The 25,124-nt window shown below is 34.3% G+C and carries 23 protein-coding genes; 10 read left to right on the top strand and 13 right to left on the bottom strand.

The window, feature by feature from the left end; genetic code table 11:
* Window positions 1–34: 34 nt before the first annotated feature.
* On the bottom strand, window positions 35–1,795 hold the full coding sequence (locus tag ACHMWN_RS09920) for a histidine kinase N-terminal 7TM domain-containing protein (protein WP_397300346.1): 1,761 nt from the start codon (window positions 1,793–1,795) through the stop codon (window positions 35–37).
* 122 nt (window positions 1,796–1,917) lie between these two features.
* Between ACHMWN_RS09920 and ACHMWN_RS09925 the strand changes: the two genes are divergently transcribed.
* Window positions 1,918–2,505, top strand: a complete 588-nt coding sequence (locus ACHMWN_RS09925) for a porin family protein (RefSeq protein WP_397300348.1) — start codon at window positions 1,918–1,920, stop codon at window positions 2,503–2,505.
* Between the two features lie 113 nt (window positions 2,506–2,618).
* Complete coding sequence (locus ACHMWN_RS09930; protein WP_372817866.1) at window positions 2,619–2,897, top strand: hypothetical protein; 279 nt, start codon at window positions 2,619–2,621, stop codon at window positions 2,895–2,897.
* Here the strand turns inward: ACHMWN_RS09930 and ACHMWN_RS09935 are convergent, their stop codons facing one another.
* On the bottom strand, window positions 2,898–3,821 hold the full coding sequence (locus ACHMWN_RS09935; protein ID WP_397300351.1) for a YihY/virulence factor BrkB family protein: 924 nt from the start codon (window positions 3,819–3,821) through the stop codon (window positions 2,898–2,900).
* Between the two features lie 160 nt (window positions 3,822–3,981).
* On the opposite strand from ACHMWN_RS09935, the gene ACHMWN_RS09940 reads away from it, so the two are divergent.
* The gene (locus ACHMWN_RS09940; RefSeq protein WP_397300354.1) at window positions 3,982–6,975 is read left to right on the top strand and encodes a glycoside hydrolase domain-containing protein; all 2,994 of its coding nucleotides are present in this window, start codon (window positions 3,982–3,984) and stop codon (window positions 6,973–6,975) included.
* A gap of 199 nt (window positions 6,976–7,174) precedes the next feature.
* Here ACHMWN_RS09940 and ACHMWN_RS09945 read toward each other — a convergent pair whose 3' ends face one another.
* The 3 genes from ACHMWN_RS09945 to ACHMWN_RS09955 form a co-directional block, all read right to left on the bottom strand.
* Complete coding sequence (locus tag ACHMWN_RS09945; protein ID WP_397300357.1) at window positions 7,175–7,528, bottom strand: DUF6970 domain-containing protein; 354 nt, start codon at window positions 7,526–7,528, stop codon at window positions 7,175–7,177.
* Between the two features lie 21 nt (window positions 7,529–7,549).
* Complete coding sequence (hppD, locus tag ACHMWN_RS09950) at window positions 7,550–8,680, bottom strand: 4-hydroxyphenylpyruvate dioxygenase (RefSeq protein WP_397300359.1); 1,131 nt, start codon at window positions 8,678–8,680, stop codon at window positions 7,550–7,552.
* 116 nt (window positions 8,681–8,796) lie between these two features.
* Window positions 8,797–9,963, bottom strand: a complete 1,167-nt coding sequence (locus tag ACHMWN_RS09955; protein ID WP_397300362.1) for a homogentisate 1,2-dioxygenase — start codon at window positions 9,961–9,963, stop codon at window positions 8,797–8,799.
* 249 nt (window positions 9,964–10,212) lie between these two features.
* On the opposite strand from ACHMWN_RS09955, the gene rpiA reads away from it, so the two are divergent.
* The 3 genes from rpiA (at window position 10,213) to ACHMWN_RS09970 (ending at window position 13,058) form a co-directional block, all read left to right on the top strand.
* Entirely contained in the window at window positions 10,213–10,902 is a 690-nt protein-coding gene (gene rpiA / locus ACHMWN_RS09960; RefSeq protein WP_397300365.1) for a ribose-5-phosphate isomerase RpiA, read from the top strand.
* A gap of 154 nt (window positions 10,903–11,056) precedes the next feature.
* On the top strand, window positions 11,057–12,055 hold the full coding sequence (locus ACHMWN_RS09965; protein WP_397300367.1) for a fumarylacetoacetate hydrolase family protein: 999 nt from the start codon (window positions 11,057–11,059) through the stop codon (window positions 12,053–12,055).
* A gap of 115 nt (window positions 12,056–12,170) precedes the next feature.
* Window positions 12,171–13,058 carry a flavin reductase family protein gene (locus ACHMWN_RS09970; protein WP_397300370.1) on the top strand — a complete coding sequence of 296 codons (888 nt, stop codon included), beginning with the start codon at window positions 12,171–12,173 and terminating at the stop codon, window positions 13,056–13,058.
* 3 nt (window positions 13,059–13,061) lie between these two features.
* Here the strand turns inward: ACHMWN_RS09970 and ACHMWN_RS09975 are convergent, their stop codons facing one another.
* The 7 genes from ACHMWN_RS09975 to ACHMWN_RS10005 form a co-directional block, all read right to left on the bottom strand.
* Window positions 13,062–13,472: a DUF1801 domain-containing protein gene (locus ACHMWN_RS09975; protein WP_397300372.1), complete on the bottom strand. Its 411-nt coding sequence runs from the start codon at window positions 13,470–13,472 to the stop codon at window positions 13,062–13,064.
* Between the two features lie 81 nt (window positions 13,473–13,553).
* Window positions 13,554–14,090 (bottom strand): C40 family peptidase, encoded by a 537-nt coding sequence (locus tag ACHMWN_RS09980; protein WP_397300375.1) that lies wholly within the window; start codon window positions 14,088–14,090, stop codon window positions 13,554–13,556.
* Window positions 14,091–14,225: 135 nt separating this feature from the next.
* Window positions 14,226–14,597, bottom strand: coding sequence for a DUF4870 domain-containing protein (locus ACHMWN_RS09985; RefSeq protein ID WP_397300378.1), 372 nt, complete (start codon window positions 14,595–14,597; stop codon window positions 14,226–14,228).
* 53 nt (window positions 14,598–14,650) lie between these two features.
* A complete protein-coding gene (locus ACHMWN_RS09990) occupies window positions 14,651–15,352 on the bottom strand; it encodes an SDR family oxidoreductase (protein WP_397300379.1) in 702 nt (233 codons plus the stop codon).
* A gap of 69 nt (window positions 15,353–15,421) precedes the next feature.
* Window positions 15,422–17,197, bottom strand: a complete 1,776-nt coding sequence (locus ACHMWN_RS09995; protein WP_397300382.1) for an aromatic amino acid hydroxylase — start codon at window positions 17,195–17,197, stop codon at window positions 15,422–15,424.
* Window positions 17,198–17,362: 165 nt separating this feature from the next.
* Window positions 17,363–17,839: a GtrA family protein gene (locus ACHMWN_RS10000; protein WP_397300384.1), complete on the bottom strand. Its 477-nt coding sequence runs from the start codon at window positions 17,837–17,839 to the stop codon at window positions 17,363–17,365.
* Between the two features lies 1 nt (window position 17,840).
* The gene (locus tag ACHMWN_RS10005) at window positions 17,841–19,769 is read right to left on the bottom strand and encodes an LTA synthase family protein (protein WP_397300386.1); all 1,929 of its coding nucleotides are present in this window, start codon (window positions 19,767–19,769) and stop codon (window positions 17,841–17,843) included.
* A gap of 194 nt (window positions 19,770–19,963) precedes the next feature.
* Here ACHMWN_RS10005 and ACHMWN_RS10010 point away from each other — a divergent pair, with 194 nt between their 5' ends.
* Window positions 19,964–21,163 (top strand): NlpC/P60 family protein, encoded by a 1,200-nt coding sequence (locus tag ACHMWN_RS10010; RefSeq protein ID WP_397300388.1) that lies wholly within the window; start codon window positions 19,964–19,966, stop codon window positions 21,161–21,163.
* Between the two features lie 4 nt (window positions 21,164–21,167).
* Complete coding sequence (arsC, locus tag ACHMWN_RS10015) at window positions 21,168–21,509, top strand: arsenate reductase (glutaredoxin) (protein WP_397300391.1); 342 nt, start codon at window positions 21,168–21,170, stop codon at window positions 21,507–21,509.
* A gap of 44 nt (window positions 21,510–21,553) precedes the next feature.
* Here the strand turns inward: arsC and ACHMWN_RS10020 are convergent, their stop codons facing one another.
* Window positions 21,554–23,035 (bottom strand): glycine--tRNA ligase, encoded by a 1,482-nt coding sequence (locus ACHMWN_RS10020; RefSeq protein WP_397300394.1) that lies wholly within the window; start codon window positions 23,033–23,035, stop codon window positions 21,554–21,556.
* Between the two features lie 388 nt (window positions 23,036–23,423).
* Between ACHMWN_RS10020 and ACHMWN_RS10025 the strand changes: the two genes are divergently transcribed.
* Together ACHMWN_RS10025 and ACHMWN_RS10030 are read left to right on the top strand one after the other, a co-directional pair.
* Entirely contained in the window at window positions 23,424–24,344 is a 921-nt protein-coding gene (locus ACHMWN_RS10025; RefSeq protein WP_397300395.1) for a glycerophosphodiester phosphodiesterase family protein, read from the top strand.
* Window positions 24,345–25,052: an ATP-binding cassette domain-containing protein gene (locus ACHMWN_RS10030; protein WP_397300396.1), complete on the top strand. Its 708-nt coding sequence runs from the start codon at window positions 24,345–24,347 to the stop codon at window positions 25,050–25,052.
* Window positions 25,053–25,124 lie beyond the last annotated feature (72 nt).

The raw sequence follows: 25,124 nt of genomic DNA on the forward strand, positions 1-25,124 counted from the left end.
AATTGTAAAAGGGTTCAGAAATTTATGAATCCTTTTATTTTGTTGTAGGAATAGTGATACAAAATTTAGAACCCTTTCCTTCTTCCGTTTCTACAGTAATATTACCGCCATTTCGGTTCATAAAATCCTTGCATACCATCAATCCTAATCCTGTTCCTTTCTCGTTAGAAGTACCACGAGTGGTAATGTTTTCATCTTTAAAAAGTTTGTCGAGAATATTTTTTGATATACCAATGCCATTATCTCTAATACAAACCAACATCATTCCATTTTTCTGATAGGCAGCTGTAATGAGAATTTCACAGTCTTCATAGCAAAATTTAATGGCATTATTAATAATGTTCCTCATTACAATTTGTACCATTAAAACATCGGCATACACCATTTCTCCAGGAAAAACATCATGAATAATTTTTATTTTTTTTAGTGTAGCACCAGGTAAATGGTAGTTTATTTCATTAATAATGAGATTACGGAGATTAAAGAATTCCTGTTTAATACCAAATCCTTTTAGTTGACTTCTAGACCAGTGAAGTATATTTTCTAACAGATCAGTAGTGTAAATGATATCCTTACTGAGTGTAGGAGAGATGCTTTTAAATTCTTCATTGGTAATCTGATCATTATCAATCATCTTTAAAACTTCAGATAGATTGACCAAGGGGCCTCTCAAATCGTGTGCAATAATCGAAAATATTCTATCCTTTAATTGATTTAACTTTTCAAGCTCTTTAGCTTGCTCTTTAGTACGAATGGTATCATTTTTAATGCTTGTTAAATCTTGCAGCTTGATTATAGCAAAATCATTGTTGAGTTTATTGTCGTTTAAAAAGAGTATTTCTGTTTCTAAATAGAGCTTCTCATCGTTAATAGTAAGATTTAATTCTATTTTACCTTGCTCATGATCTTTAATTCGTTTAAAAAACTCAGGTTGATTCGGAAACACTTCTTCGATTGGAAGACCTATTAATTTTTTTCCATTCGTATTAATATATTTTTTTATGGATTCATTATAATCAATCACTCTATTTTGTTGATCTAATAACAAAAACCCATCTCGCATCAATTCCAGTACTTTTTCCCTCGCGATAGGAATAATATCGAAAAGTTTAAACCTGTAAATGCCTATTAGAATTAAAAATGAAGTAAAAATAAAAGCAAACGGAGTGATATCTAAATAGCCAAGAGGTCGCACACCTAACACATGAGCAATGTTTGCAAGCCAAGGTAAAAGTGCAGCTATAATAATACTGTAATTTTGTTTTTTATAAATAGGGTCTGATATCCTGAACTTCACAAAAATAAGGTAGCATCCACAAGCTAATAACAAATAGAAATAGATAGTAAAAATTTTATAAAACAACCCAAAAGTGATATTTGCCATTGGGAATGGTCCTTCTGTTGCTAGTTGAATGTTCGCATAATATAAGTGATGCAAATCATTTGTCCATACTAATACTATTGCAGCGATAGGCATGATGAGCAAAAGAATTAGGTTTAAGGGCTTTTTATACCAGCATTCTTTACCACAAAAATGAAGACAAAAAAGAAACCAGTTTAAGGGTAAACTGGCAATCCCAATATATTCTATGTTAATCAGAAACTTAATTTGCCATAAGGAAGTACTTGCCAATTCTAAGCCATATGCGATAGACCATATCGCATTAGAAACCATCATATAGCTAAACCATTTTACGGCATTACCACCTCTATTAAAAATATAAATAGCCAGAATTAGAAGTACAGCGCCGCATATTAATAAAAAGATGGCATAGGCATTGTAGGTAAATTCCATTGAAAGTGGTCAAAAAATATCCAATAAAGATACCATTTATATTGAATTTCATTATTGGTTTAAATCAAAGAATAAGTTCTAATTAAAATTATAGTACATTTATACAAACAATTATTATTCACATGAAAAAGCTCAGTTTATCTTTATTGCTTCTTTGCAGCAGTTTTTTTGCATTTAGTCAAGTACTACCTTCTTTCCAATTTGGTTTAAAGGGAGGAATGAATCTATCAAAATTTAATACATCTAATACTTTTAGTAGCGATAACCAAGCAGGTTATTATGCTGGAGTTTGGGCTCGTATTGGAGCTGCAGGTTTGCATTTACAACCAGAACTTTATTTGTCTGGTAAAAATGCAACTTTAGAAAATTCTGCAGGTGTTGAGAATAAAGTAAAATTTACCAGTTTGGATGTGCCAATTTTGGTGGGAACTAAACTAGGCGCTGCTGGAGTAGGGTTGCGCTTAAATACTGGTCCAGTTGTTTCATTTGTATTGAACGAAGATCAAAGCCTTTCTCAAGCTGCATCTGCTGCTTTTAATGGTAGTTTTAAAGATCAAGCTTTTGCATGGCAATTTGGTGCTGGTTTAGATCTTGGTAAATTAGGCGTAGATTTAAGATATGAATTAGGTCTTTCTAAGCTTAACGCAGAAGGTTATTCTTCAACAAAATTGAATTTATTTACACTTGGTTTAGCATACAAATTGTTTTAGTTAAATCATCTTTTATATTTAATAAAAAATGGATGGGCTTTTTAAGTTTATCCATTTTTTTTGGCGTTAAAATTGATAAGTGTTTTTTAATCAAAACCCTAACCTTTAACACCATGAATATCAAAGAACTGTTACTAAACGGCCAGAGCTTTTTGGCACTATTAAAAGAGTTTGCAATTGAGGCAAAAGACATTATTATTCAGGACGAAAATTTAATTCTTGGCGACCAGAATTTAGCACAACGCGAAATAGTTAAAGAAACAATTTGTATTGAAGGAAAAAATAAAGACGGAATTTTTAATTTTTTTGGAACCCTACACTGCAATCTTCTGAATAAATTAGCTGTATTCGAAATGCAAGGTTTTGAACAAGTAGGAATGCGGACTAATTAATCAATGCTTTTCCTTAATAACTTCTTTTAACTCATAAAGGAAAGCTCCTTTAATTGGGTGTATTGGTCTACTACCTGCATCACTAAGTACTTTTACGAAACAGGCACCAAAATAAAAAATAAAGGAAGAATAAAATACAAAAAGCATAATTAAAACAATAGATCCAGATGCACCATAGATATTACCTATGTTGCTCAATGGGAGCATGATTCTTAAAATGAATTTACCTAGTGTAAATAAGATGCCTGTTAATAAACCACCTCTTATAGCGGTTTTCCAACTTGGTCTTCCATTGGTTAAAAACCTAAATAAAACGGTAAACCAAACCGTTACAATAATTATAAAAAGCAATTGATTTAATATGGAGAGAAATATTTTTCCGAAAGTTGGAGCTGCGGTATTAATGTAATTTCCAATTATTGCTTGTATACTATCGGTTAATAGACCTACGAAGAATAAAATTCCAGCCAACAAAATAATAATCATAGAGCGAGCTCTAAGCTTCAGATTAAATATAATTCCTAATTTCTCGTTTAATCCAATGCTCCATATCTGGTCCATAGAGCTTTTAATTACGCTAAATAACGTGGTCGCTACAAAAATGAAAAATACAAAACTGAGAATTGTTGCCCACCAATTATGATCAACGCCACGAATGTTTCTTAAGGTTTGACGGATTTGAGCAGTACTACTATCATCTAAAATATTGGCTATACGCTCAAATAACCTAGTCACTAAAATTTTTCTATCAATAAAAAAACCAAATAACCTAATTAAAATAAGGAGTATTGGTGGTAGTGCGAAATTTGCGAAAAAAGCAGTTGCTCCAGCTAAACGCAAAGGATCATTTTTCTGAAATAACTTAAATGCTATTCTTAAATGTTTGAAAAATAATTGTGATCTCTTTAGTGTGATTGCGAACATCTTAGCTTTTACCCGGATTTCAAAATTAAGAAATTTATCTAAATAATTACGCTTAAGCGATTAAATAGAAAGTTTGTCAGTTGCAAATTGATGAATGCTCTTAAACAATGAAGAAAAAAATTAAATTTACTGCTCCTTAATCTTATTAAATCCCTAATTCATGAAAAATCTATTTTTCTCTTTATTATTATGCATCGTATCATTTTATGTAAATGCTCAAGAAATAAAATATACCTCAGGAAATAACAGTTGGAATGCTGATTCGCTAGGCAATCAACGAGTCATAGTTAATTTTATTGGTACAGGAAAAATAGCAAAGGTGATGATTAATTGGCGCAGAAGCGATCCAAATCCAGAGCTAAAATCAATCGTTGTTCAGGACGCAAAAACAGGGAAGAAAGTTAAAAGCATTTTACCCATTTTAATAAATAAAGAGAATGGATTGATTTGCTTCGAACCAGAAAGTGGAGCTGGTACGTATTACATTTATTACCAGCCTTACAAAAATGAAGGAAGATCAAATTACCCAAAAGGAGTTTATTTAAAACAAGAAAAACCTGATGGTGAAATTTCAATAAAAGATGCAAATGCGACTTCTATAAATACAAAAGTACTTCAAATCGAATCTATTAATGCTTTTAATAGTGTTTATCCAATGGAAGTTATCGCAACAGCGGAAGAAATGAAAGCATTGAGAGTAAAGAATGCTGAGCCAGCTTATCTTGTTTTTCCTGAGAGCAGAAATTATCCAATCATCATGAGAAATGATATTCCGCAACGATGGATTAATAAAGGAGTGCAGAAGACATTTACGGATAGAGCTTTTAGAGGGGAAAATTTTTCTTTTCAATTAGGAATTCTTGCTTTAAAAGATTTACAAAATGTGAAATTGAAGTTCAGCGATTTAAAAGATAAAACAGGGCATAAAATTTCGTCAGCTTTGCTTTCATGTTTAAATACAGATGGAATTGCATATGATGGAGTTCCATTTAAAAAAGAGGTGGATTTACAAGCTAATCAAGTTCAGGCTTTATGGTGTTTGCTTACTATTCCAACAAATGCGTACAGCACAACGTATAGCGGAACAGTAACTGTTTCTTCAGCTAATGCTCCCTCGCAAGTGGTGAAGATAAATTTAATGGTAGTTCCTAGAACCGTAAAAACAAATGGTGGAATTGATGAACCATGGAAACAAACGCGTTTAACTTGGCTAAATTCTACATTAGCTCAAAAAAATACTGTGATTGCACCTTATACTTCATTACAGGTTCAAGGAAATACGATTAATCTTTTGGGTAGAAAAGTAGAGTTAGATAAAAATGGTTTCCCGAAGCAAATTCAGACTTTTTTTAGTCCAGAAATGACGGATTATACAACGACTCCAAATAACTTGTTAGCAGAAAACATTCACTTCCATTTTGTGCGCAAAGCGGATGGAAAAAATACAGTGCTTAAAGATGGTGGAATAGAATTTACCAAAAAAGAAGCGGGAACTGTGCAATGGAAAAGCAAAAATGCAAATGATAGTTTACAAATGGATGTTGCCGGGAGCTTGGAATTTGATGGATTTTTGGCATATACTGTAAAAGTAACTGCCTTAAAAGATGTTGATTTAAAGGATGTTACGATGCATATCCCTTTTAATAAGACTGTGGCAACTTACATGATGGGGTTTGGGCAAAAAGGAGGTTTGCGTCCCGAAAAATTTGATTGGAAATGGGATGTTGCCAATAAAAATCAAGATGGTGCTTGGTTAGGAAATGTTAACGCAGGTTTGCAATATGCATTACGTGATGAAAAATACGTTAGACCATTAAATACTAACTTCTATTTACAAAAACCATTATTGCTGCCAACTTCTTGGGGCAATGAAAATAAAGGAGGTGTAACTATAGGTATAAAAGGAAGTTCGATGTTAGCTAATAATTATACTGGCGAGCGTCAACTAAAAAAAGGTGATGTATTGTATTATAACTTTACATTGTTAATTACTCCATTTCACACTATAAACACCGATTTTCAATGGGAAAATCGCTTCTATCATAAATATAATTCAATTGATAGCATTAAAGCAACGGGTGCAACAGTTATAAATATTCATCACGCAACACCAATCAATCCTTGGATTAATTATCCATTTATTGAGCATGAAAAAATGAAAAATTATATAGATGAAGCGCATAGTAAAGGACTGAAAGTAAAGATTTACAATACAGTTCGCGAATTATCTAACCGAGCTTACGAGACATTTCCAATGAGAAGCTTAGGACATGAGATTTATTCGCCAGGTAAAGGAGGCGGATTTTCTTGGTTGCAAGAACATGTTAAAGATGATTATATCGCAGCATGGTTTGTGCCAGAAATTAAAGACGCAGCAATTGTAAACAGCGGCATGAGTCGCTGGCATAATTACTATGTAGAAGGCATGAATTGGTTAACCAAAAATGTAGGTGTTGATGGTATTTATTTGGATGATGTTGCATTTGATAGAATAACCATGAAACGCATTAAACGTGTGTTAACTCAAGATGGACATCCTGGAATTATAGATTTGCACTCGGCAAATCAGTACAATAAAAGCGACGGATTTAACAATAGTGCTAACTTATACATGGAGCATTTTCCCTATTTAAATCGCCTTTGGTTTGGAGAATATTTCGATTACGAAAAGAACAAACCTGATTTCTTTTTAACAGAAGTGAGTGGAATTCCATTTGGTTTAATGGGAGAAATGTTACAAGATGGAGGAAATCAATGGCGTGGAATGATTTATGGAATGACTAATCGTTTACCATGGTCTGGGAATAATGATCCTCGTCCAATTTGGAAAGTTTGGGACGATTTTGGAATGAAAGGTACAAAAATGATTGGCTATTGGTCAGAAAATTGCCCGGTTAAAACGAACAATGCTGAAGTATTGGCAACAGTTTATAAAAAACAAGGAGCTGCTTTAGTGGCTATTGCAAGTTGGGCAGATAATGATGTAAAAATTACCTTAAATGTTGACTGGAAGACATTAAGAATTGATCCAGCAAAAGCTGTGATTACTATTCCAGAAGTGAAAGATTTTCAGAATCAAAGTTCTTTAACCCCACAAAGTGAAATTTTAATACCAAAAGGAAAAGGGTTATTGATAGTGATTAAGGAGAAATAAAACTTTTTCAGGTAGATAATGGTTATATCTAAAAACCATTTAACTATGAATAATTTCTTCAGAACAATAATAGCCGGTTATGGCGCAAAAAAATTGGGTGGTGGGTGTTTATCCACCATTGTAATATTTGTAATTATTTATTACGCTTTAGGACATTGTTAAAGAAGCTGCTTAATTTTTTAAGCAGCTTTTTAATATTCTATTTTCTATCGTCTTTCCAGATTAATTTCTCTTTGGTTCGCTTTTCAAAAAAGTCTGTACATTTTCCATCACCTTTACCTGTAAAACCTCCATCAGGGCTACAAATTAAATTACAATTTTTATCGTAAAGTAAACTTGGAAGATCACAACACTTTTGTGGAATAAAATAAACGGTTTGTCCATTGTATTCATATTGCCAAACACTTGCTGGTGGATTTGAGACATTTTCAGTTTTTAATTCCTTGATTTTTTCCAAGATACAAACTGGAACATCCTTAAAGTCATCTTTTCTGCAAGTTTGGGTTTGTAATAGCACAAATCCAATCAACAGTAATTTAATTTTTAAAGCCATAATGTATAAACAGTAAAATGGTTATAAATTTCCCCTTAATTCTTGTTCACGTTCTAATGATTCGAATAAAGCTTTAAAGTTTCCTGCTCCAAATGATTGTGCTCCTTTACGCTGAATAATTTCAAAAAATAGGGTAGGGCGATCTTCAACAGGTTTAGTGAAAATTTGCAATAAATAACCTTCTTCGTCACAATCAACCAAAATACCCAAGCTTTTTAATAACGCAATTTCTTCATCTATTTCTCCAACACGAGTTGGCATCATTTCGTAATAGGCCTCTGGTGGTGCACTTAAAAATTCTACACCACGAGACTTTAAATCGGTAACTGTTTTAACAATATCTTTTGTTGCAACTGCAATATGCTGAACACCTTCGCCTTCATAAAATTCTAAATACTCTTCAATTTGAGATTTTTTCTTGCCTTCTGCCGGCTCGTTAATTGGGAATTTAGAGAAACCATTTCCGTTACTCATCACTTTACTCATCAATGCAGAATATTCGGTGTTAATTTGTTTATCATCAAAAGAGAGAATATTCACAAAACCCATTACATCTTCATACCATTTTACAGTTTCGTTCATGCGATTCCAACCCACATTTCCTACACAATGGTCAATATATAAAAGCCCAGCATCTGCTGGATTATATTCACTTTGCAATGCTCTATAACCAGGCATAAAAATGCCATTGTAGTTTTTACGCTCTATAAACATGTGCACAGTTTCACCATAGGTGTAAATCCCACTCATTTTTACTTCACCATGGTCATCGGTTAAGGTTTGTGGTTGTAAATAGGGTTTAGCGCCACGTTTGGTGGTTTCTTCAAATGCGCTATACGCATCATCAACCCAAAGTGCTAATATTTTCACACCATCACCATGTGTTTTTACATGCTCTGCTATTGGACTATCGGATTTTAGAGCAGTAGTCAAAATCAATCTGATTTTGCCTTGTTGTAGAACATAGGAAGCTCTATCTCTAACGCCAGTTTCTGGTCCTGCATAGGCCAAAGATTGAAAACCGAATGCTGTTTTGTAATAGTGAGCTGCCTGTTTGGCATTGCCCACGTAAAATTCTATATAATCCGTTCCGTTAATAGGAAGGAAATCTTGTGCTTTTGCTATTTTTTCTGCAAATGTTTGTGTTGACATGATATTGATTTTTAATGTCCGAAAGTCCGTAAGACCGAAAGTCGGAGCTTTTATTGTTTTATAAGTTAGAAAATTAAATCTTTCGGACTTTCTCGACTAATAACTTTCCAACTCTTTTACTCTACATTAATTTGCCAGCTGGTATGGTAACTCTCATCTTCAATATCAACTGCATCTTGAGTTAACATTAAAGGTCTAAAAGGATCTATCATTACAGCTAGTTCTTCTGTTTTTTCTTTACCAATTGATTTTTCTACAGTTCCAGGATGTGGGCCATGAGGAATTCCCCCTGGGTGTAAAGTAATTTGGCCTTTTACTACACTTTTGCGACTCATAAAATCTCCATCTACATAATATAGAACCTCATCACTATCTACATTGCTGTGGTTATACGGTGCAGGAATTGATAATGGATGATAATCATATTTACGAGGAACAAATGAACAGATCACAAAATTATGTCCTTCAAATGTTTGATGAACTGGAGGTGGTTGATGTAAACGTCCCGTTATCGGTTCAAAATCATGAATAGAAAATGCCCATGGATAATGAAAACCATCCCATCCTACAAAATCAAATGGGTGTGTTCCGTAAGTATAAGGATAAATAATTCCCTGTTTTTTAATCAAGACTTTAAAATCTCCAAGCTCATCAATTGTTTCTAAATCTTGTGGACGCTTAATATCTCTTTCACAATAAGGAGAATGTTCTTCCAACTGGCCAAATGAATTACGGTAACGTTTTGGCGTGCGAATTGGGCTAAAACTTTCTACAATGAAAAGTCTATTTTTCTCATCATTAAATTCTAATTGATAAATCGTACCACGAGGAACAACTAAATAATCACCATATGCAAACTTGATTTTACCAAAACCAGTTTTCAATGTTCCAGAGCCTTCGTGAATAAATATCACTTCATCTGCCTGACTATTCTTGTAAAAATAATCGGTCATTGATTTTCTAGGTGCTGCTAACGAAATATGTAAATCGCTATTCACTAAAACAGGTTTACGACTTTTCAAATAGTCATCTTCTGGTTTTATATTGAAGCCAATTAAACTCGTATGTCTTAAATGTTTTTCACGAGCAATTTTTGGCTCCACAGAATAAGGCTCACCCAAAGATTTTACAATTGTTGGTGGGTGACAATGATAAACCAGCGAGTATAAACTTGAAAAACCTTCAGTTGAAACTAATTCCTCAGCGTATAAATTGCCATCTGGTTTGCGGAAAACAGTATGTCGCTTCGGCGGAATAGTTCCTAATGTATGGTAAATTGGCATAGCGTTAGGTAATTTGGTTAGAAATGTAAATATATAACGATTAAAACGTAAGAAACGTTTTAAAATTGACGCTCAGAAAAACGACTTAAAAAGAATATTGCGCAAAAATGATTTTTGAAAGCATAGCATATCTAAAAGCTGCAAGAACTTCGTTTGCATTATGGTTTTGATATGTTGATTTGCTAATCATTTCGTTGAGTAAAATTATGATTTTTAAAGTTAATTTCAAATTAATTCATACTTTTAAATATGGCAAATGACAATCAAAATTTGGAGAAATTAACTGCTGCAAAGGCTGCCATCAACTATGTGAAGAATAATGATGTGGTGGGTTTGGGCACGGGTTCTACTGCTACATTAGCTATTAAAGAATTAGCAAAGCGTATAAAAGATGGGTTTAAAATCACGGGAGTTCCTAGCTCGGAAGCTACAAAAGAACTAGCTATTTCATTAGGTATTCCTTTGTTAGCGTTAGGAAAAGTTAGTTCAATTGATGTTAGTATTGATGGTGCAGATGAGTTTACGAAAGAATTTAATCTCATTAAAGGCGGTGGAGGAGCCTTATTTAGAGAGAAAATAGTTGCTTCACTAAGCAAGAAGAGGATTATAATTACCGATGGAAGCAAATTGGTGGAAAGGCTAGGCGCATTCAAAGTGCCAATAGAAGTTAATCCAAATGCTGAAAAATATGTAATGATTAAACTTAAAAAGCTAAAAGGTACGCCTGTAAAACGCATTGAAAATGGTAAAGCATTTATAACTGACAACCAGAACTACATTTTTGATACAGACTTTGGATTAATTGATGATCCTGAAAAATTAGCCAGTGAGCTAAATCAAGTAGATGGAATTTTGGCACACGGTATTTTTGTGAACTTGACGGATAGCATACTTATGGCCAAAGGAGAAGAAATCATCAGCTATCATAAATCGATATAGGATAGAAAATATCGCATAAAAATTTTGAAACCTAGCACTAATTCTTAGCTTTACCGCCATATTCTAAACCAGATATCTTATGAACCCGACTTGATTAAAATATTTATTTTAATCATCAAAGGCTCCATCTAACCTTTAAAACAAAATATAAAAGATGAAATTAGTATCCTACAAAACCGAAGATAGAGAGCACTTGGGTGTTTTTGTAAATGGGCATATTTATAATCTAAATTCCTGTAATAAGTTAATTCCTGACGATATGAATGCTTTTTTACAAGGTGGCGAGCCTTTAATGGAAAGAGCGAAACAAATTAATCAGGACATTATTAATGGAGATTTGAAACCTAAAGAAGAAGTCTTCTATCAAATACTAGCGCCAGTTCCACATCCAACTTCTTGCAGAGATGGATATGCTTTTCGTCAACATGTGGCGGCAGCAAGGCGTAATCGTAAGGTAGATATGATTGCAGAGTTTGATCAGTATCCAATTTTCTATTTCACGAACCACAATGCAATTCAAGGTCCTGGAGAAATAGAATGTATGCCAGATCATTTTCAGAAACTGGATTTTGAATTAGAGGTAGCCATTGTCATTGGTAAAAAAGGTCGTAATGTAAAAGCAGCAGAAGCTGATGAATACATTGCTGGGTATATGATTATGAATGATATGAGTGCCCGAACTTTACAAATGGAGGAAATGCTGCTAAACTTGGGTCCAGCTAAAGGCAAAGATTTCTCGACAGTAATTGGCCCTTGGTTGGTAACACCAGATGAATTGGAACAATATAAAGTGCCTGCAAAACCAAATCATGTTGGTAATGCTTACGATTTAAAAATGACGTGTAGGGTAAATGGGGTAGAAGTATCTGCAGGAAATATGGCAGATATGGATTGGACTTTTGCAGAAATTATTGAACGTTGTGCTTATGGTGTAGATATTTTGCCAGGTGATGTGATTGGATCTGGAACTGTTGGAACTGGCTGTTTCTTAGAGTTAAATGGTACAGGTTTATTAAATGATCCAAACTATAAAGTACAATGGTTGCAAGCTGGTGATGATGTTGAAATGGAAATTACGGGTTTAGGTAGCTTAACCAATATCATTACTAAAACTGATACAGATTTCTCAATTTTAGGATTGAAAAAATCTTAATAATGATTTCCGTCTGAGCTTGTCGAAGACTAATAGACCAAAAAAGAATTCCTTCGACAAGCTCAGGATGACATTCTTTTTTGGTCTTTTTATTTCAACATTCCAATTCTTATAAATGCTAACACTAAAAACATCAGATCTTTCACCTATGCAATTGCAAAACTATTTGCAATATGCCATTGCTCCGCGACCAATTTGCTTTGCGTCTACAATAGATTCTGAAGGGAATATTAATCTAAGTCCGTTTAGTTTTTTTAATATGTTTAGCACAAACCCACCCATGTGTATTTTTTCTCCAGCACGTAGGGTTCGAGATAATACCACTAAACATAGTTTGCAAAACGTATTAGAAGTTAAAGAATGTGTCATTAACATTGTCGATTATGCAATGGTACAGCAAACTAGTTTAGCTAGCACAGAATATGCTAAAGGGGTGAATGAATTTGAAAAGGCTGGTTTTACTATGCTTGAATCTGAATTAGTAAAGCCACCTAGAGTTGCTGAAGCGCCTGTTCAATTAGAGTGTATTGTTAAAGAAGTTATTCCATTGGGAGACCAACATGGTGCTGGAAATTTAGTGCTTGCCGAAATAAAATTAATACACCTAAAAGAAGAGATTTTAGATGAGGAGGGGAAAATTGATCAGACTAAAATAGATTTGGTGGCTCGTTTAGGTGGTGATTGGTATTGTAGAGTTACCCCTGAAAGTTTATTTAAAGTAGCAAAACCTTTAACAACTTTAGGAATAGGGGTTGATGCTTTACCAATTTCGGTTAAAAATTCAACAGTTTTAACTGGTAATGATCTAGGGATGTTAGGCAATATTGAACATTTACCAAGTGATGAAGAAATAGATGCTATGCGATGGAATAGCAATGTAAAAGATATTTTAGATGCCACTATTGGAGATGAAGCAAATAAAAAACGTGAATTGCATGAGTTAGCACATCAGATGCTAGGCTTAGGGAATGTTCTTGATGCGTTGAAAGTAGTTTTGTTATAATCTCTATTTCTTCAAGTTCTGATAAGAAATCTCACACATTTCTCTTAGAACATCCACATTAATATCTTTTAAATTTTTAATGTAAATGCAACCTTTACCAGTTTTATGTTTACCTAAACGAGAAAGGATATCTGCTCTTTCATCTTGGTTGCAACCTAAAATATATAAACTAATGTTTGCTTTTCGTGGTGAAAAACCCATCATAAACCAATCTCCAGTTCTTCCTGTTGAATAACTATATGTGTAATCTCCTACGCCAATAATTGCCGTTCCCCACATTTTTGCTGTAGCTTTGGTTACATCTTCCATTAGTTGGCAAATCGTTTGACAATCTTTTCGAAGAGTTTCATCGGTGATTTGCTGTAAATAATCAGACACAGCTTGTTCCGTAACCTTGGTTTTAAGTTCAGCCATTTTCAGTTAATTGAGAACATGAAAATACAGAAAGTTTCACCATTTGACAAATGCAGAAGGAGAGCGAAATTGTGAGCAGAATTATTCTACAACTGTAACAGCTTTTAAAAACCGTGTTTTGTAATAACCTTCTAAATCGGTTACTGTAACACCATGTGCTTTACCAGAAGAAGCATGAATAAATTTGATTTTTCCATCAGCATCAATAGAGTAAATAATGCCAACATGACCTGGTGTTCTTAATCTTGCGTTGGTACCAGTAAACACTAAAACGTCACCAACTTTAGCTTCATTTAGCGCAACTTGTTTTCCTTGTTTTGCAAAATCTCTAGAGGATCGAGCTCCAGTAAATCCGAAATTCTTGAAAACATAACTTACAAAACCAGAACAATCAAATCCTCTTTCAGGACTGCTTGATGCATATTTGTAACGAACACCCAATAGTGATTTTGCAAAATCCATGATTTGAGTAGCCTTGTTTGCAGCAGCATCTGGAATTTTACCTAAGATGTCTGTAACCGCTTCTTGATATTGTTTAGGAAGCGACTTTGTTTCTTGAGCTTTACCAGTTAAGGCAAAGAACAAAATAAATGAAAGAATAATTAAAAATTTCTTCATATCAGGTTGCCAAAGATAAGAAAAAAAAGCAAATGAGGTAAAGTGTTGAAAACTTGATGATTGTAGGAATTGTTAATTGCTAAAAAAGCCTACTTCTCATAAGGATAAGTAGGCTTTTGATAAAAATTTTTAAAATTAAATAGAAGAAAAAATTGTTTGAGCTTTTTGTCCAATGATTGGCATTGGTGTTTTTATACCTTTAATAGCGCCCAATAAGCCAATAATCCAAACTACAAGAATCACAAGATAAAATGCATAGAGCAAGTAGATTAAAGCTAAAATTCCAGTAGATACAATTAAGATTCCTATTACTAAGCTAAATCCCCATCCTAGTATCATAACTGCGATTGCAAATAATAAAGTTTGTCTTAAATGAAAAGAACTTAATTCCGTTTTTTTGTCTTTGTGCATAGCGAAATAAGCAATTAACCATCCAAGAAGTGAAAAATAGCTAATGATTGCAGCAGTTTTTCCGCTGTCTGTTGTTGTAGTAATGTTGTTTTCCATAAGGTTTGAATTTTTATTTCTATTATTCAAACCTATTGCCAAACAAAAAAGTGCTATGGGGTAGTTACTGCAACAGGCAATACTTTTCCATTGAAAAACTTATGCCCAGTACGAGCAAAATCAGCCACATATTTTCCCATTTCAAAAGCCATTACAGGACTTTCATAACCTGGAAATGCTGCTTCTAGCATTTCAGTTTGCGCTGAACCTAAGGCTAAGCAATTTACTTTTATCCCTTGATCGGCCAATTCGAAGGCTAAGCATTCACTTAACGTATGCAAAGCCGCTTTGCTTGCCGAATAAGCAGCCAGGCCAGGGAATTTAACACTTCCTTGAAAACCACCCATACTACCAATGTTCACAATATGACTTCCACTTTGCATAAACGGCAATGTATGGCGCATCATTTTAAAATGGCTCATCACATTATGCTCTAGCATTTCTGCTACATCTGCTTCTGTAGTCTCTGTAAACGGTTTATTGATTAAACTGCCAGCATTATTTATTAAAATGTCAACCGTACCTAAGCGCTCTTGAATGAAAGGAACTAAGGCAGCATAACTATCATTTACTAAATCAAATGCAACAGGTAATAAAGTGCAATCTGGGTTAATGCCCTTTGCAATTTCATGCAATTTTCTCAGCTTGTCAGCCGAACGAGCTATGCAGATAACTTTATTTTTACTATCTAAAGCAAATTCTAATGCGGTTTCGAAACCTATACCACTACTTGCACCTGTTATTATTACATTCATTATAAAAGTTATAAGTTATACATTATAAACCTTACGTTACCTAAACGTATCATTTGTAACGTACAACAATTAATCTTCTTCGGTTATTAATTGTGTTACTGGGTTGGCTATTACATGTAAACCATCGTTAATTAGTTTTGCATGATCTGGTTCTGTTGCGGCTTTCATTTCTAAGTGAATACGCAATTCTTTTTCAAATGCGGGATCTAATTGTTTGTGGTATACAATTTCTAAAATTTCTAGGGCGCAAAGCCAATCAGTGCGATGAGCAGTTTTCAACGCTTTAAAAATAGAAGCAAGTTCTTCGTATCCACTTTGGTTTTCTCTTATTGAACGAACTTTTTGATATAAAGTATGCAATTGCTGTGTTGCCTCATCGTAAGTTACTTTATGAGTTTGTTCTTTACTTACAAAAATAATTTCTTCAAAAGCATCTTTATCAGCTGCGCCATTAAATACCGAAATTATTTTCTCGCCTATCGCCATATCGTAAGTTCCCCATTCTGGTTTAAATAAAATATTCCCATTGTCTTCTTTAACTGTGCAGTTTTCGAAAACGATTAAGATGACTTTACTTTCTCTAACTACAATTTCTTTAACTAAACCACTTACGTTAATACCGCTTTCAAAAGTAAGTTCAGCTTGTTTTCCTTCAAATATTCCAGCTAATTCCAATTCTATTAAATTGTGTTCTTCTAAAGGTTTTGCTGCCCCTTTTAACTTGCCAACTGGCGAAGAAAACCCAGCTGCATGGTAATCTTTTCCATGTCCTAGAAGTTGCTTTCCATTAAATGCTAATGCAGATGGGCCTGTGGTTTTAACAAAAGTCAATTCATCAGCTTTGCTTAAACCAATATCTGTAAATGTGCCAGTAAGTTGCAAACCAGAACTGTAAACTGCCGTTGCAGGATTTTTACATTCTATTGCTTTTAAAATACTTTCGGCACCACCGCGTCTAAATGCCATAGTATCAGCAAACGCTTCTAAAACATCTATTAAGTTTTGAAAAGTTGGTGTTACAAATAGCTGTGGTTGTTGTTGCGTAATATCGTATTGATAATTAATCGTATCTAAATTGTACCAAATCTTTTTAATATCCGGATTCATACATGTTGCACTTTCGCCAATAGATGAAAGTAAGCCTGCACCATAAATCTTAGGATTTTCTAATGTTCCTATTAATCCATATTCAACGGTCCACCAGTGTAAACGACCTAATAAAGCCATTTCTGATGGTTCACCCATATTATCTGCAATATGACGCAGCGTTTTTTCCGCAAGAGCGATTTCTTCTTCATCAGCGTTTACTGCTTCTTTTAAAATGGAAAGTTTGCGGATAGCTTCATACAACTCGAAATCTTTGCTCGAAAACATTGCTTTTGCACCAATAGAACCAAAATAACTTAAATAATTATTGTAATCTGTGTCGGCAATAATTGGTGCATGTCCTGCGCTTTCATGTATAATATCAGGTGCTGGTGTGTATTCTATATGGTTAATTTGACGAATGTCTGCTGCAATAACTAATACTCTATAAGCCTGATATTCCATGAAAGCTGCTGGTGGAATAAATCCATCTACAGTAACAGCTCCCCAGCCAATTTTGCCTAGGTTGTCGTTCATGGTTTGTAAATCCGGGATGTACTCTATACTTAAGCCAGCTCGTTGCAAACCTTTGATGTATGGATAATATGCCACATGTTTTAAATAGCTATAATTTTGGCGCATCACGTATCTCCACACCGCTTGGTCTATTGGTGTGTATTTTTCGTAATGTTGCTCTACTATAAACTGCCTTAAATGTTTAGGGAGTTGGGCTACTTGCTGATTATTAAAATCACTCATTGTGGTATAGGTATTGATTATGGCTAAATTAGCTTGTTTGCATTAGGAATGCAAGAAAAGAATGTCCTTTTACGCTAAAATGATGAGTGTCATTTTTTATTTGGCTTGTCTTTTAGCTCGCTGCCGCTAGGCTCGTTCTTTATCTTGCCTTGCTGTTCTGAAAGTTTATTCCTTTTTTACTCTGAAAGAGAAATACTTTTGTGAAAAATAGCTAAATACAGCTAATACGATAGTGATCAGCGTTTTTGCAATGGTTGGGTAAAACTGAAAACCTTCTACTAAGATTTTCATGAGGGCATAGTTGAGTAGAATGTTTGTTGCAACTACAGTTGCGTACCTAAAAAGTTGGATACGCCCTTTTAGATTTGATTGTGTAAATACGAGGTATTTATTTAGCGTAAAACCAACAATAAATGTAGATACTGACTCGATAGCTAAGGCTGCGATGTGTGCGGTTACTAGGTACGGGCCAATGGTTACATCTTGCTGGTGTAGTATGTAATTGTAAATTAAAAAGTAGCCTATAATGCCTGTTGCTGCGGTTATGCCGCCAGCTGCCATGTATCTAAATGTGTGTAAGGTAAACCATTTTTTAAATGGTGGGTAAAAGAAATCGATGACCATTAATGCTCTTTTTCTCATATTATTTTGCAGTTAATTGGTCTTTAATCATTCTATTATTGTATTGTTGTATAAATGCCTTCAGGTATTTTTCCATGGTATTTTGAACTTCTGGTGCTTTATTAACAAGGTTATTTTTTGTTAATCGATCTGTTTTTAAATTAAATAAAGCGTTAGATTTTAATCCGTCGTTAATTAAAAGATAATCTCCTTGGTAAAAACTGAAACTGCCATCGTTGTTATTCACTACAAAGTTGTTATTTTTTGTGCTAAATGCATCGAACCCAAAGGCAAAATAGGGCTTATTGTAGTTTAGATAGTTTAAAACGGTTGGCATGATGTCTGCTTGTTGCATCAATTTATCTGTTTTTCCCTTTAAATCTCCGCCTGGGTAATAAAATAAAATTGGGATAGAGAAATAACCTGGTGTGGTTTGATATTGGGGCAAGTAGGATACGGTGGCATGATCTGCACACAACACAAATAAGGTATTTTTATACCAAGGCATTTTTGAGGCTGTAGCAAAAAACTTTTTTAGCGCCATATCGGTATAACCGATTGGTTCCTGTACAGGTAGCGGTCCTTTTGGGAATTTACCACTATATTTTTCGGGCACTTTAAAAGGATGATGTGATGAAACCGAGAAAAAAGCAGAGAAAAAAGGCTGCTTGAAGGTGTTGATAGTTTTGGCCATGTATTGCATAAAAGGTTCGTCCCAAATGCCCCAAATACCATCAAAATCTGCATCGTTGTTGTATTCGGTTTTACCATAATATTTTTTAATTCCAGCAAGGTTAGTATAGGCCGAAAAACCCATTGAACCGTTTGGTGCGCCGTGAAAGAAAGCAGTTTCGTATCCTTCATCGCCTAGTAATTTTGCAATACTTGTGGTTTTATTGCCAGAATAAGATGAAAGCACAAAGGGTTCACGAATAGAAGGAATGCCAGAAATGATGGATGGCAGTGCATCTATAGATTTTCGCCCATTCGCGTACGTATGTGAGGAAGTAAAACTGTTAGCTACTAAACTATCGATAAAAGGAGTATAGCCTTTGTATGTTCCATTTAATAAATCTTTGTTTAAGGCACCGATGTGTTCTTTTCCTAAGCTTTCGATGATGAGAAATACAACATTAAGTTTTTTAAACGAGCCTTTGTTTTCTGGTTGATGGATGGGATTATAAAGGCTATCAAGCTGTTGCTGATTGTAGTAGTTTACGGGTTTTAGGTTGGCTGCCTTTAAGGTTTTCATAATGGTAAAAGGCGTATTTAATACCAAACTCATATCGCTAGGAGATTTTACAAAATCGCCAGCATTGCTCATAGTTATTGGTCGGGTACTGTGACGCCAGCCACCACGCATACCAATCACACTTAAACCTGCTATTAGCACTAAAGCCAAAGTGTGTGTTAGGTAAATATACCAAGTAAATTTAGGTGCTTTTTGTATGCGAACAACCTGGTATAACTTTATAAATAGATAAATGAAAATGATAAAGAGAATAAGTAAATACCAATAATCTGCTAAGAAATCTACAACTAGTTTTAACTTGTTCTGTTCATTACTAAATTGTGAAAATACACTTGCTGTGGTGTGTTTTAAGGTATACTTATAGTAAGCAAAGTCTATAAAGTTAGCTAAGAAACCAATGGTATTTGTGATGATAAATAACCATTTACAAAAAAGTTGGTAGCCATTCCTATACCTAAAAGGAAATGGAATTGCTTGTAATACAATGTATAAGGAGTTGATGTAGAGTAGAGCAGCAATATCGAACTTTATGCCACCAGCAAAAATGTATAGTAAATCAGCAAAAGGAATATGATTAAAAAGTGAACGATTAGTGATATAAAAACCTAATCTACAGAGCGTATATAATAGTAATAACACTATAAAACGATAGACTAACGCTATATAAATAGATTGTTCTCTTTTATTTAGGGGTTTCATTTTTTGCTAAAAGTTTGGCAATTTACATATTTGCTAGTAATTAATTTATCATCAAAGAAATGGTTTTGCTATCAAGGAATTAAGATTAGTTTTCCTTAACTTTTAATGTTGAAATAATATGAATGTAAGTTGCCAGTTACGAAATATGTATATAATTCTATTTGTTGTAACTTCGTTATTCAAATTGTATGCAAATGAAGAGTTTATATTTAGGCTTGTTTTTAAGTTTTTGTGTAATTGGAGCTAAGGCTCAATCTGATACTTCTGCTTATCGTAGTGTTGCTGTTGCGGTGCAAAAAAAGTATGCTCCAGATAAACGTTCTGTTTATTTTAACCTGCAGATGCGAGGTGATTCGGTTCGATTAGAAAGTACATCGGAAGCAGCTTTGCTTGAATTTGAAAAGATGAAACCTACACTACAAAATGTAAAGTTTACGTCGGCTTTATTGCCTGCTAAATCATTAAATGACTTAGTTTACGGTGTGGCTAATATTTCTGTGGGAAATAATAGGAGCAATCCGCAACATGGAGCAGAGCTGATGACACAAATGTTGTTAGGAACACCTGTTGAGATATTTAAAAAGCAAGGCGGATTTTATTTGGTTAAAACACCTGACGGTTATTTAGCCTGGACAGATGGTGGTGCACTCGCTGTAATGAATGAACAAAGTTTTAAGGATTGGCAAAAGGCTGATAAAATTATTTTTACTGCTGATTATGGTCATGCGTTTAGTAAAGCGGATGTAAATTCTACTCGTGTCTCTGATCTAGTAAATGGGAATATCTTACAAGTTTTAGGGGAGGACAATGGTTTCTATAAAGTGAGTTTCCCTGATAAGCGAATTGCATTTATACCAAAAGCACAAGCTGGAGTTTATAAACAATGGTTAAAAAGACCTAACCCAACTGCTACTGCTGTTTTAACGACCGCACAAACTTTATTAGGTGTACCTTATTTGTGGGGTGGCACTTCTATTAAAGGGGTAGATTGTAGTGGATTTACTAAGACAGCCTATTTTTTAAATGGAATTATTATTCCTAGAGATGCTTCTCAACAGGCTTTGGTTGGGGATGCGATTGATGTTTTAGAAAACGATACGGTTAGTGTGACTAAATGTTTGGCGAATTTAAAGCCTGGCGATTTGTTGTTTTTTTCTGCTGCTAAGCGTAGAGGAATAAACGGTGGAAGAGTTACGCATACTGCAATTTACATGGGTAATGGAGAGTTTATTCAAAGTGCAGGCATGGTTAAAATTAATAGTTTAGTGCCTACCGCGGCTAATTATGATCAAGGCCAATCAACCACATTAGTTGGTGCTCGAAGGATTTTAACTGCCATTGGTAAACCTGAAATTACTAGAGTAGATCACCACGACTGGTATGGAAAAAACTAAAACTATGCTGACAATTTATCATAATAGTAGCTGCAGTAAAAGTCGTGAGGCATTAAAAGTACTAACACAAGGCGATGAAGAATTTCAAGTAATTAATTATTTGGAAGAAGTACCAAGCGTAGCTGAGTTGAAAATGCTGCTCCATAAATTAGGTTGTAGACCACATGATATAATTCGGAAAACCGAAAAGGTTTATCTGGAAAAATTTAAAGGAAAAGAGTTGACCGATGAAGAGTGGATTGTAGCTATGCATGAAAACCCAATTTTAATACAACGACCAATTGTTGTAAATGGAGATAGGGCAGTTATTGCAAGAACTGATGATGCACTCGATGATATTTTATAAAAAAAAGCCGCTAGTTTTGCTAGCGGCTTTTTTATTCCTATATTTTACTGAGCTAGCAAAGTTCTCCAGCTTACTTTACCTTCAATAATGGTATGTAATTCTTTAATTTCAATGCGTTGCTGCTCCATAGTATCTCTATGACGAATAGTAACCGTATTATCTTCTAACGTTTGATGATCTACAGTTACACAAAAAGGCGTACCAATAGCATCCATACGACGGTAGCGTTTTCCAATTGCATCTTTCTCTTCATACACACAGTTGAAATCGAATTTCAAATGATCCATAATTTCACGAGCTTTTTCTGGTAAACCATCTTTTTTGGTTAATGGGAAAATAGCCACTTTAATTGGTGCCAAAGCAGGATGTAAACGCAGCAACGTTCTGCTGTCTTGTCTTTCTGGGGTACTTAAATCTTCTTCTTCAAAAGCGTTGATCATCGTTAATAAAAACATACGATCTAAACCGATAGAAGTTTCGATAACGTAAGGAACGTAATTGCCATAAGGTTTTCCATTTTCATCTAAATCGTTATCAAAATATTGCATTTTCTTGCCAGAATATTCTTGATGTTGAGTTAAATCGAAATCTGTTCTACTGTGAATTCCTTCTACTTCTTTAAATCCAAATGGGAATTCGAATTCAATATCCGTCGCTGCATTTGCATAATGTGCTAATTTAACGTGATCATGGAAACGGTATTTTTCTGGAGCTGTCCCTAATGCTTTATGCCATTTTAAACGAGCTTCTTTCCAATAAGCAAACCATTTTTTATCTTCACCTGGACGAACAAAGAATTGCATTTCCATTTGTTCAAACTCACGCATGCGCATGATAAATTGACGGGCAATTACTTCGTTTCTAAAAGCTTTACCAATTTGTGCAATCCCGAAAGGAATTTTCATTCTCCCAGATTTTTGTACGTTTAAGAAGTTCACAAAGATACCTTGTGCGGTTTCTGGACGAAGGTAAACTTCATCGCTTCCTTCTGCCATTGCGCCAAACTGAGTGCTAAACATCAAGTTAAATTGACGAACATCAGTCCAGTTTTTGGTGCCACTAACCGGACAAGCAATTTCGTGCTCTTCTATTAGTACTTTTAAACGAGGCAAATCCTCAGCCATTAAAGCAGCATCCATATCAGCTTGCAATTTTGCAGCCTTTTCGGTTTTGCCATCTTTTTCGTAACGAGCAATTTTATCTTCTAATAACTGATCAGCACGATAACGTTTTTTTGAATCCTTATTGTCAATCATCGGATCGTTAAAACCATCCACGTGACCACTTGCTTTCCATACTTTAGGATGCATAAATATTGCAGAATCAATTCCTACTATGTTTTCATGCATTTGCACCATAGCTTTCCACCAATAAGTTTTGATGTTGTTTTTTAATTCGGCACCTAATTGCCCATAGTCATAAACGGCACTTAAACCGTCATATATTTCGCTGCTTTGAAATACAAAACCGTATTCTTTAGCGTGTGATATTACATTTTTAAATTGTTCGTCGTTTGTTTTAGCCATAGTGATGCAAATATAATAAAAAGGCTTAAAGGTATAGGTGATGAAAATGAGGTTTTTGTAAATAGAAAAAGCCACATGAAGTTTAGTGGCTTTATTGAATAGAACACTATTTGCCTTAAGGTTCGCTTCGTATTAACGCCATAATTAATCCGCGTCTAGTCCGCATTTTTATACGATAACGCGGACTAGATGCGGACTAGATGCGGACTTGCTATGAAGATGACCAAACCATAACCAGTATAATATCATCATTAGAAGTACTGTGCTGAATAATAAAATTGGGTAATTGAAAGGATGGTTTTGTAATCAATAGCTGAATTAACAGTTGATAATGTAACATTTCAAATCAAAGTGTTTCTGCCTTCTAATTTTAATTTAATTTTGGAATATGAAAAAAATCAATCTACTTGTTGTTGCTGTTTTTATCATATGCTTATCATGCATATCGCCATCAAAACATCATTATATTTATTTTCGCTCTGCGGATGATTTTACTAATTTCCTAAACCGTAAAACAACTGGATTTCCTTTAATTAGTGCACACCGTGGAGGACCAATGTCGGGCTTTCCAGAAAATGCCATTGAAACTTTCGAAAATGCAACAACTTACCAGCCTGTAATTATTGAGTTTGACGTGGCTTTGAGTAAAGATTCTGCGTTGGTAATTATGCATGATGATAAACTAGATAGAACAAGTACTGGAACAGGGCTGATTGGAAGTTATACTTATGCAGAATTGCAGAAATTTAGCTTAAAAGACGATGATGGAAAAGTGACTTCTTTTAAAATTCCAACTTTGGATGAAGTGTTAACTTGGGGCAAAAATAAGGTTATCTTTACCATCGATATTAAACGCGGTGTTCCTTATGCTAAAATTATAGCTGCGGTGCGAAGAACAAAATCAGAAGCCAACTCAATTGTAATTACTTATAATGCTAACCAAGCTGCAGAAGTGCATCAACTGGCGCCTGATTTAATGATATCAGCCTCCGCCAGAAGCATTGCAGATATAGAGCGTTTAAATGAAATGGGGGTGCCAAACAATAGAATTGTTGCCTTTGTAGGTACAGCAGCACCAGATAAAGCCGTATATGAATATTTACATCGTAAAGGGATTACCTGTATTTTAGGTACAATGGGCAACTTAGATAAAAGCGCTATTGCTAATCCTAATCAAAAAGTATACGAACAATTATTAGGAAATGGAGCTGATATTTTATCGACAGATGAATTGGTATTGGCAGGTTCACAATTTGATAATTATAGAAACGACAAAAAGCTTAAGTTTGCAAACTTAAACTTAAAGTAAATGAGTATTAAAGTAAAAGATCTATCTAAGCACTACGGTTCACAAAAAGCAGTTGATAACATCAGTTTTGAAGCGAAACCTGGTAAGATTTTAGGTTTTTTAGGACCAAATGGCGCTGGCAAATCTACCACGATGAAAATGTTGACTGGCTATTTGGCAGCTACAGCTGGCAGTATAGAAATTTGCGATAAAGATATTTTGACAGATGCGCTAGCTATCAAAAAACAAATTGGTTATTTACCAGAAAATACCCCTTTATATACTGAAATGTATATCCGTGAATTTTTAAGTTTTGTAGGGCAAACCTATCAATTAGAAAATTTGGAACATAGGGTAGAAGAGGTGATTAAGCAAGTTGGATTAACGCCCGAACAGCATAAGAAAATCAGTATGCTTTCTAAGGGTTATAAGCAACGTGTCGGTTTAGCACAAGCAATTATTCATAACCCGAAAGTGTTAATATTAGATGAACCAACCTCTGGTTTAGATCCAAATCAATTAGCAGATATTAGAACATTAATTAAAAACTTGGGTAAGGATAAAACAGTTATTTTATCTACCCATATTATGCAAGAAGTTGAGGCGATTTGCGATGAGGTAATTATCATCAATAAGGGGAAAATTGTGGCAAATTCAACAATTGATGAACTTAAAAGACAGAATGAAACTAATTCATTGGAAGAGGTTTTTAGAAGATTAACAAATTGATCGTCATAGCATTAGATAATAAAACTATATATCATCAAAATGAGCTAACAATTTTTTTCAAGAGGCAGAGTT

This window comes from Pedobacter sp. UC225_61, from assembly GCF_044452285.1.
Classification (GTDB): domain Bacteria; phylum Bacteroidota; class Bacteroidia; order Sphingobacteriales; family Sphingobacteriaceae; genus Pedobacter.

Excerpts from the sequence above, each read along its gene's own strand:
- ACHMWN_RS09920 (WP_397300346.1), bottom strand. The coding sequence starts at position 1,795 with ATGGAATTTACCTACAATGCCTATGCCATCTTTTTATTAATATGCGGC.
- ACHMWN_RS09925 (WP_397300348.1), top strand. The coding sequence starts at position 1,918 with ATGAAAAAGCTCAGTTTATCTTTATTGCTTCTTTGCAGCAGTTTTTTT.
- ACHMWN_RS09930 (WP_372817866.1), top strand. The coding sequence starts at position 2,619 with ATGAATATCAAAGAACTGTTACTAAACGGCCAGAGCTTTTTGGCACTA.
- ACHMWN_RS09935 (WP_397300351.1), bottom strand. The coding sequence starts at position 3,821 with ATGTTCGCAATCACACTAAAGAGATCACAATTATTTTTCAAACATTTA.
- ACHMWN_RS09940 (WP_397300354.1), top strand. The coding sequence starts at position 3,982 with ATGAAAAATCTATTTTTCTCTTTATTATTATGCATCGTATCATTTTAT.
- ACHMWN_RS09945 (WP_397300357.1), bottom strand. The coding sequence starts at position 7,528 with ATGGCTTTAAAAATTAAATTACTGTTGATTGGATTTGTGCTATTACAA.
- hppD (WP_397300359.1), bottom strand. The coding sequence starts at position 8,680 with ATGTCAACACAAACATTTGCAGAAAAAATAGCAAAAGCACAAGATTTC.
- ACHMWN_RS09955 (WP_397300362.1), bottom strand. The coding sequence starts at position 9,963 with ATGCCAATTTACCATACATTAGGAACTATTCCGCCGAAGCGACATACT.
- rpiA (WP_397300365.1), top strand. The coding sequence starts at position 10,213 with ATGGCAAATGACAATCAAAATTTGGAGAAATTAACTGCTGCAAAGGCT.
- ACHMWN_RS09965 (WP_397300367.1), top strand. The coding sequence starts at position 11,057 with ATGAAATTAGTATCCTACAAAACCGAAGATAGAGAGCACTTGGGTGTT.
- ACHMWN_RS09970 (WP_397300370.1), top strand. The coding sequence starts at position 12,171 with ATGCTAACACTAAAAACATCAGATCTTTCACCTATGCAATTGCAAAAC.
- ACHMWN_RS09975 (WP_397300372.1), bottom strand. The coding sequence starts at position 13,472 with ATGGCTGAACTTAAAACCAAGGTTACGGAACAAGCTGTGTCTGATTAT.
- ACHMWN_RS09980 (WP_397300375.1), bottom strand. The coding sequence starts at position 14,090 with ATGAAGAAATTTTTAATTATTCTTTCATTTATTTTGTTCTTTGCCTTA.
- ACHMWN_RS09985 (WP_397300378.1), bottom strand. The coding sequence starts at position 14,597 with ATGGAAAACAACATTACTACAACAACAGACAGCGGAAAAACTGCTGCA.
- ACHMWN_RS09990 (WP_397300379.1), bottom strand. The coding sequence starts at position 15,352 with ATGAATGTAATAATAACAGGTGCAAGTAGTGGTATAGGTTTCGAAACC.
- ACHMWN_RS09995 (WP_397300382.1), bottom strand. The coding sequence starts at position 17,197 with ATGAGTGATTTTAATAATCAGCAAGTAGCCCAACTCCCTAAACATTTA.
- ACHMWN_RS10000 (WP_397300384.1), bottom strand. The coding sequence starts at position 17,839 with ATGAGAAAAAGAGCATTAATGGTCATCGATTTCTTTTACCCACCATTT.
- ACHMWN_RS10005 (WP_397300386.1), bottom strand. The coding sequence starts at position 19,769 with ATGAAACCCCTAAATAAAAGAGAACAATCTATTTATATAGCGTTAGTC.
- ACHMWN_RS10010 (WP_397300388.1), top strand. The coding sequence starts at position 19,964 with ATGAAGAGTTTATATTTAGGCTTGTTTTTAAGTTTTTGTGTAATTGGA.
- arsC (WP_397300391.1), top strand. The coding sequence starts at position 21,168 with ATGCTGACAATTTATCATAATAGTAGCTGCAGTAAAAGTCGTGAGGCA.
- ACHMWN_RS10020 (WP_397300394.1), bottom strand. The coding sequence starts at position 23,035 with ATGGCTAAAACAAACGACGAACAATTTAAAAATGTAATATCACACGCT.
- ACHMWN_RS10025 (WP_397300395.1), top strand. The coding sequence starts at position 23,424 with ATGAAAAAAATCAATCTACTTGTTGTTGCTGTTTTTATCATATGCTTA.
- ACHMWN_RS10030 (WP_397300396.1), top strand. The coding sequence starts at position 24,345 with ATGAGTATTAAAGTAAAAGATCTATCTAAGCACTACGGTTCACAAAAA.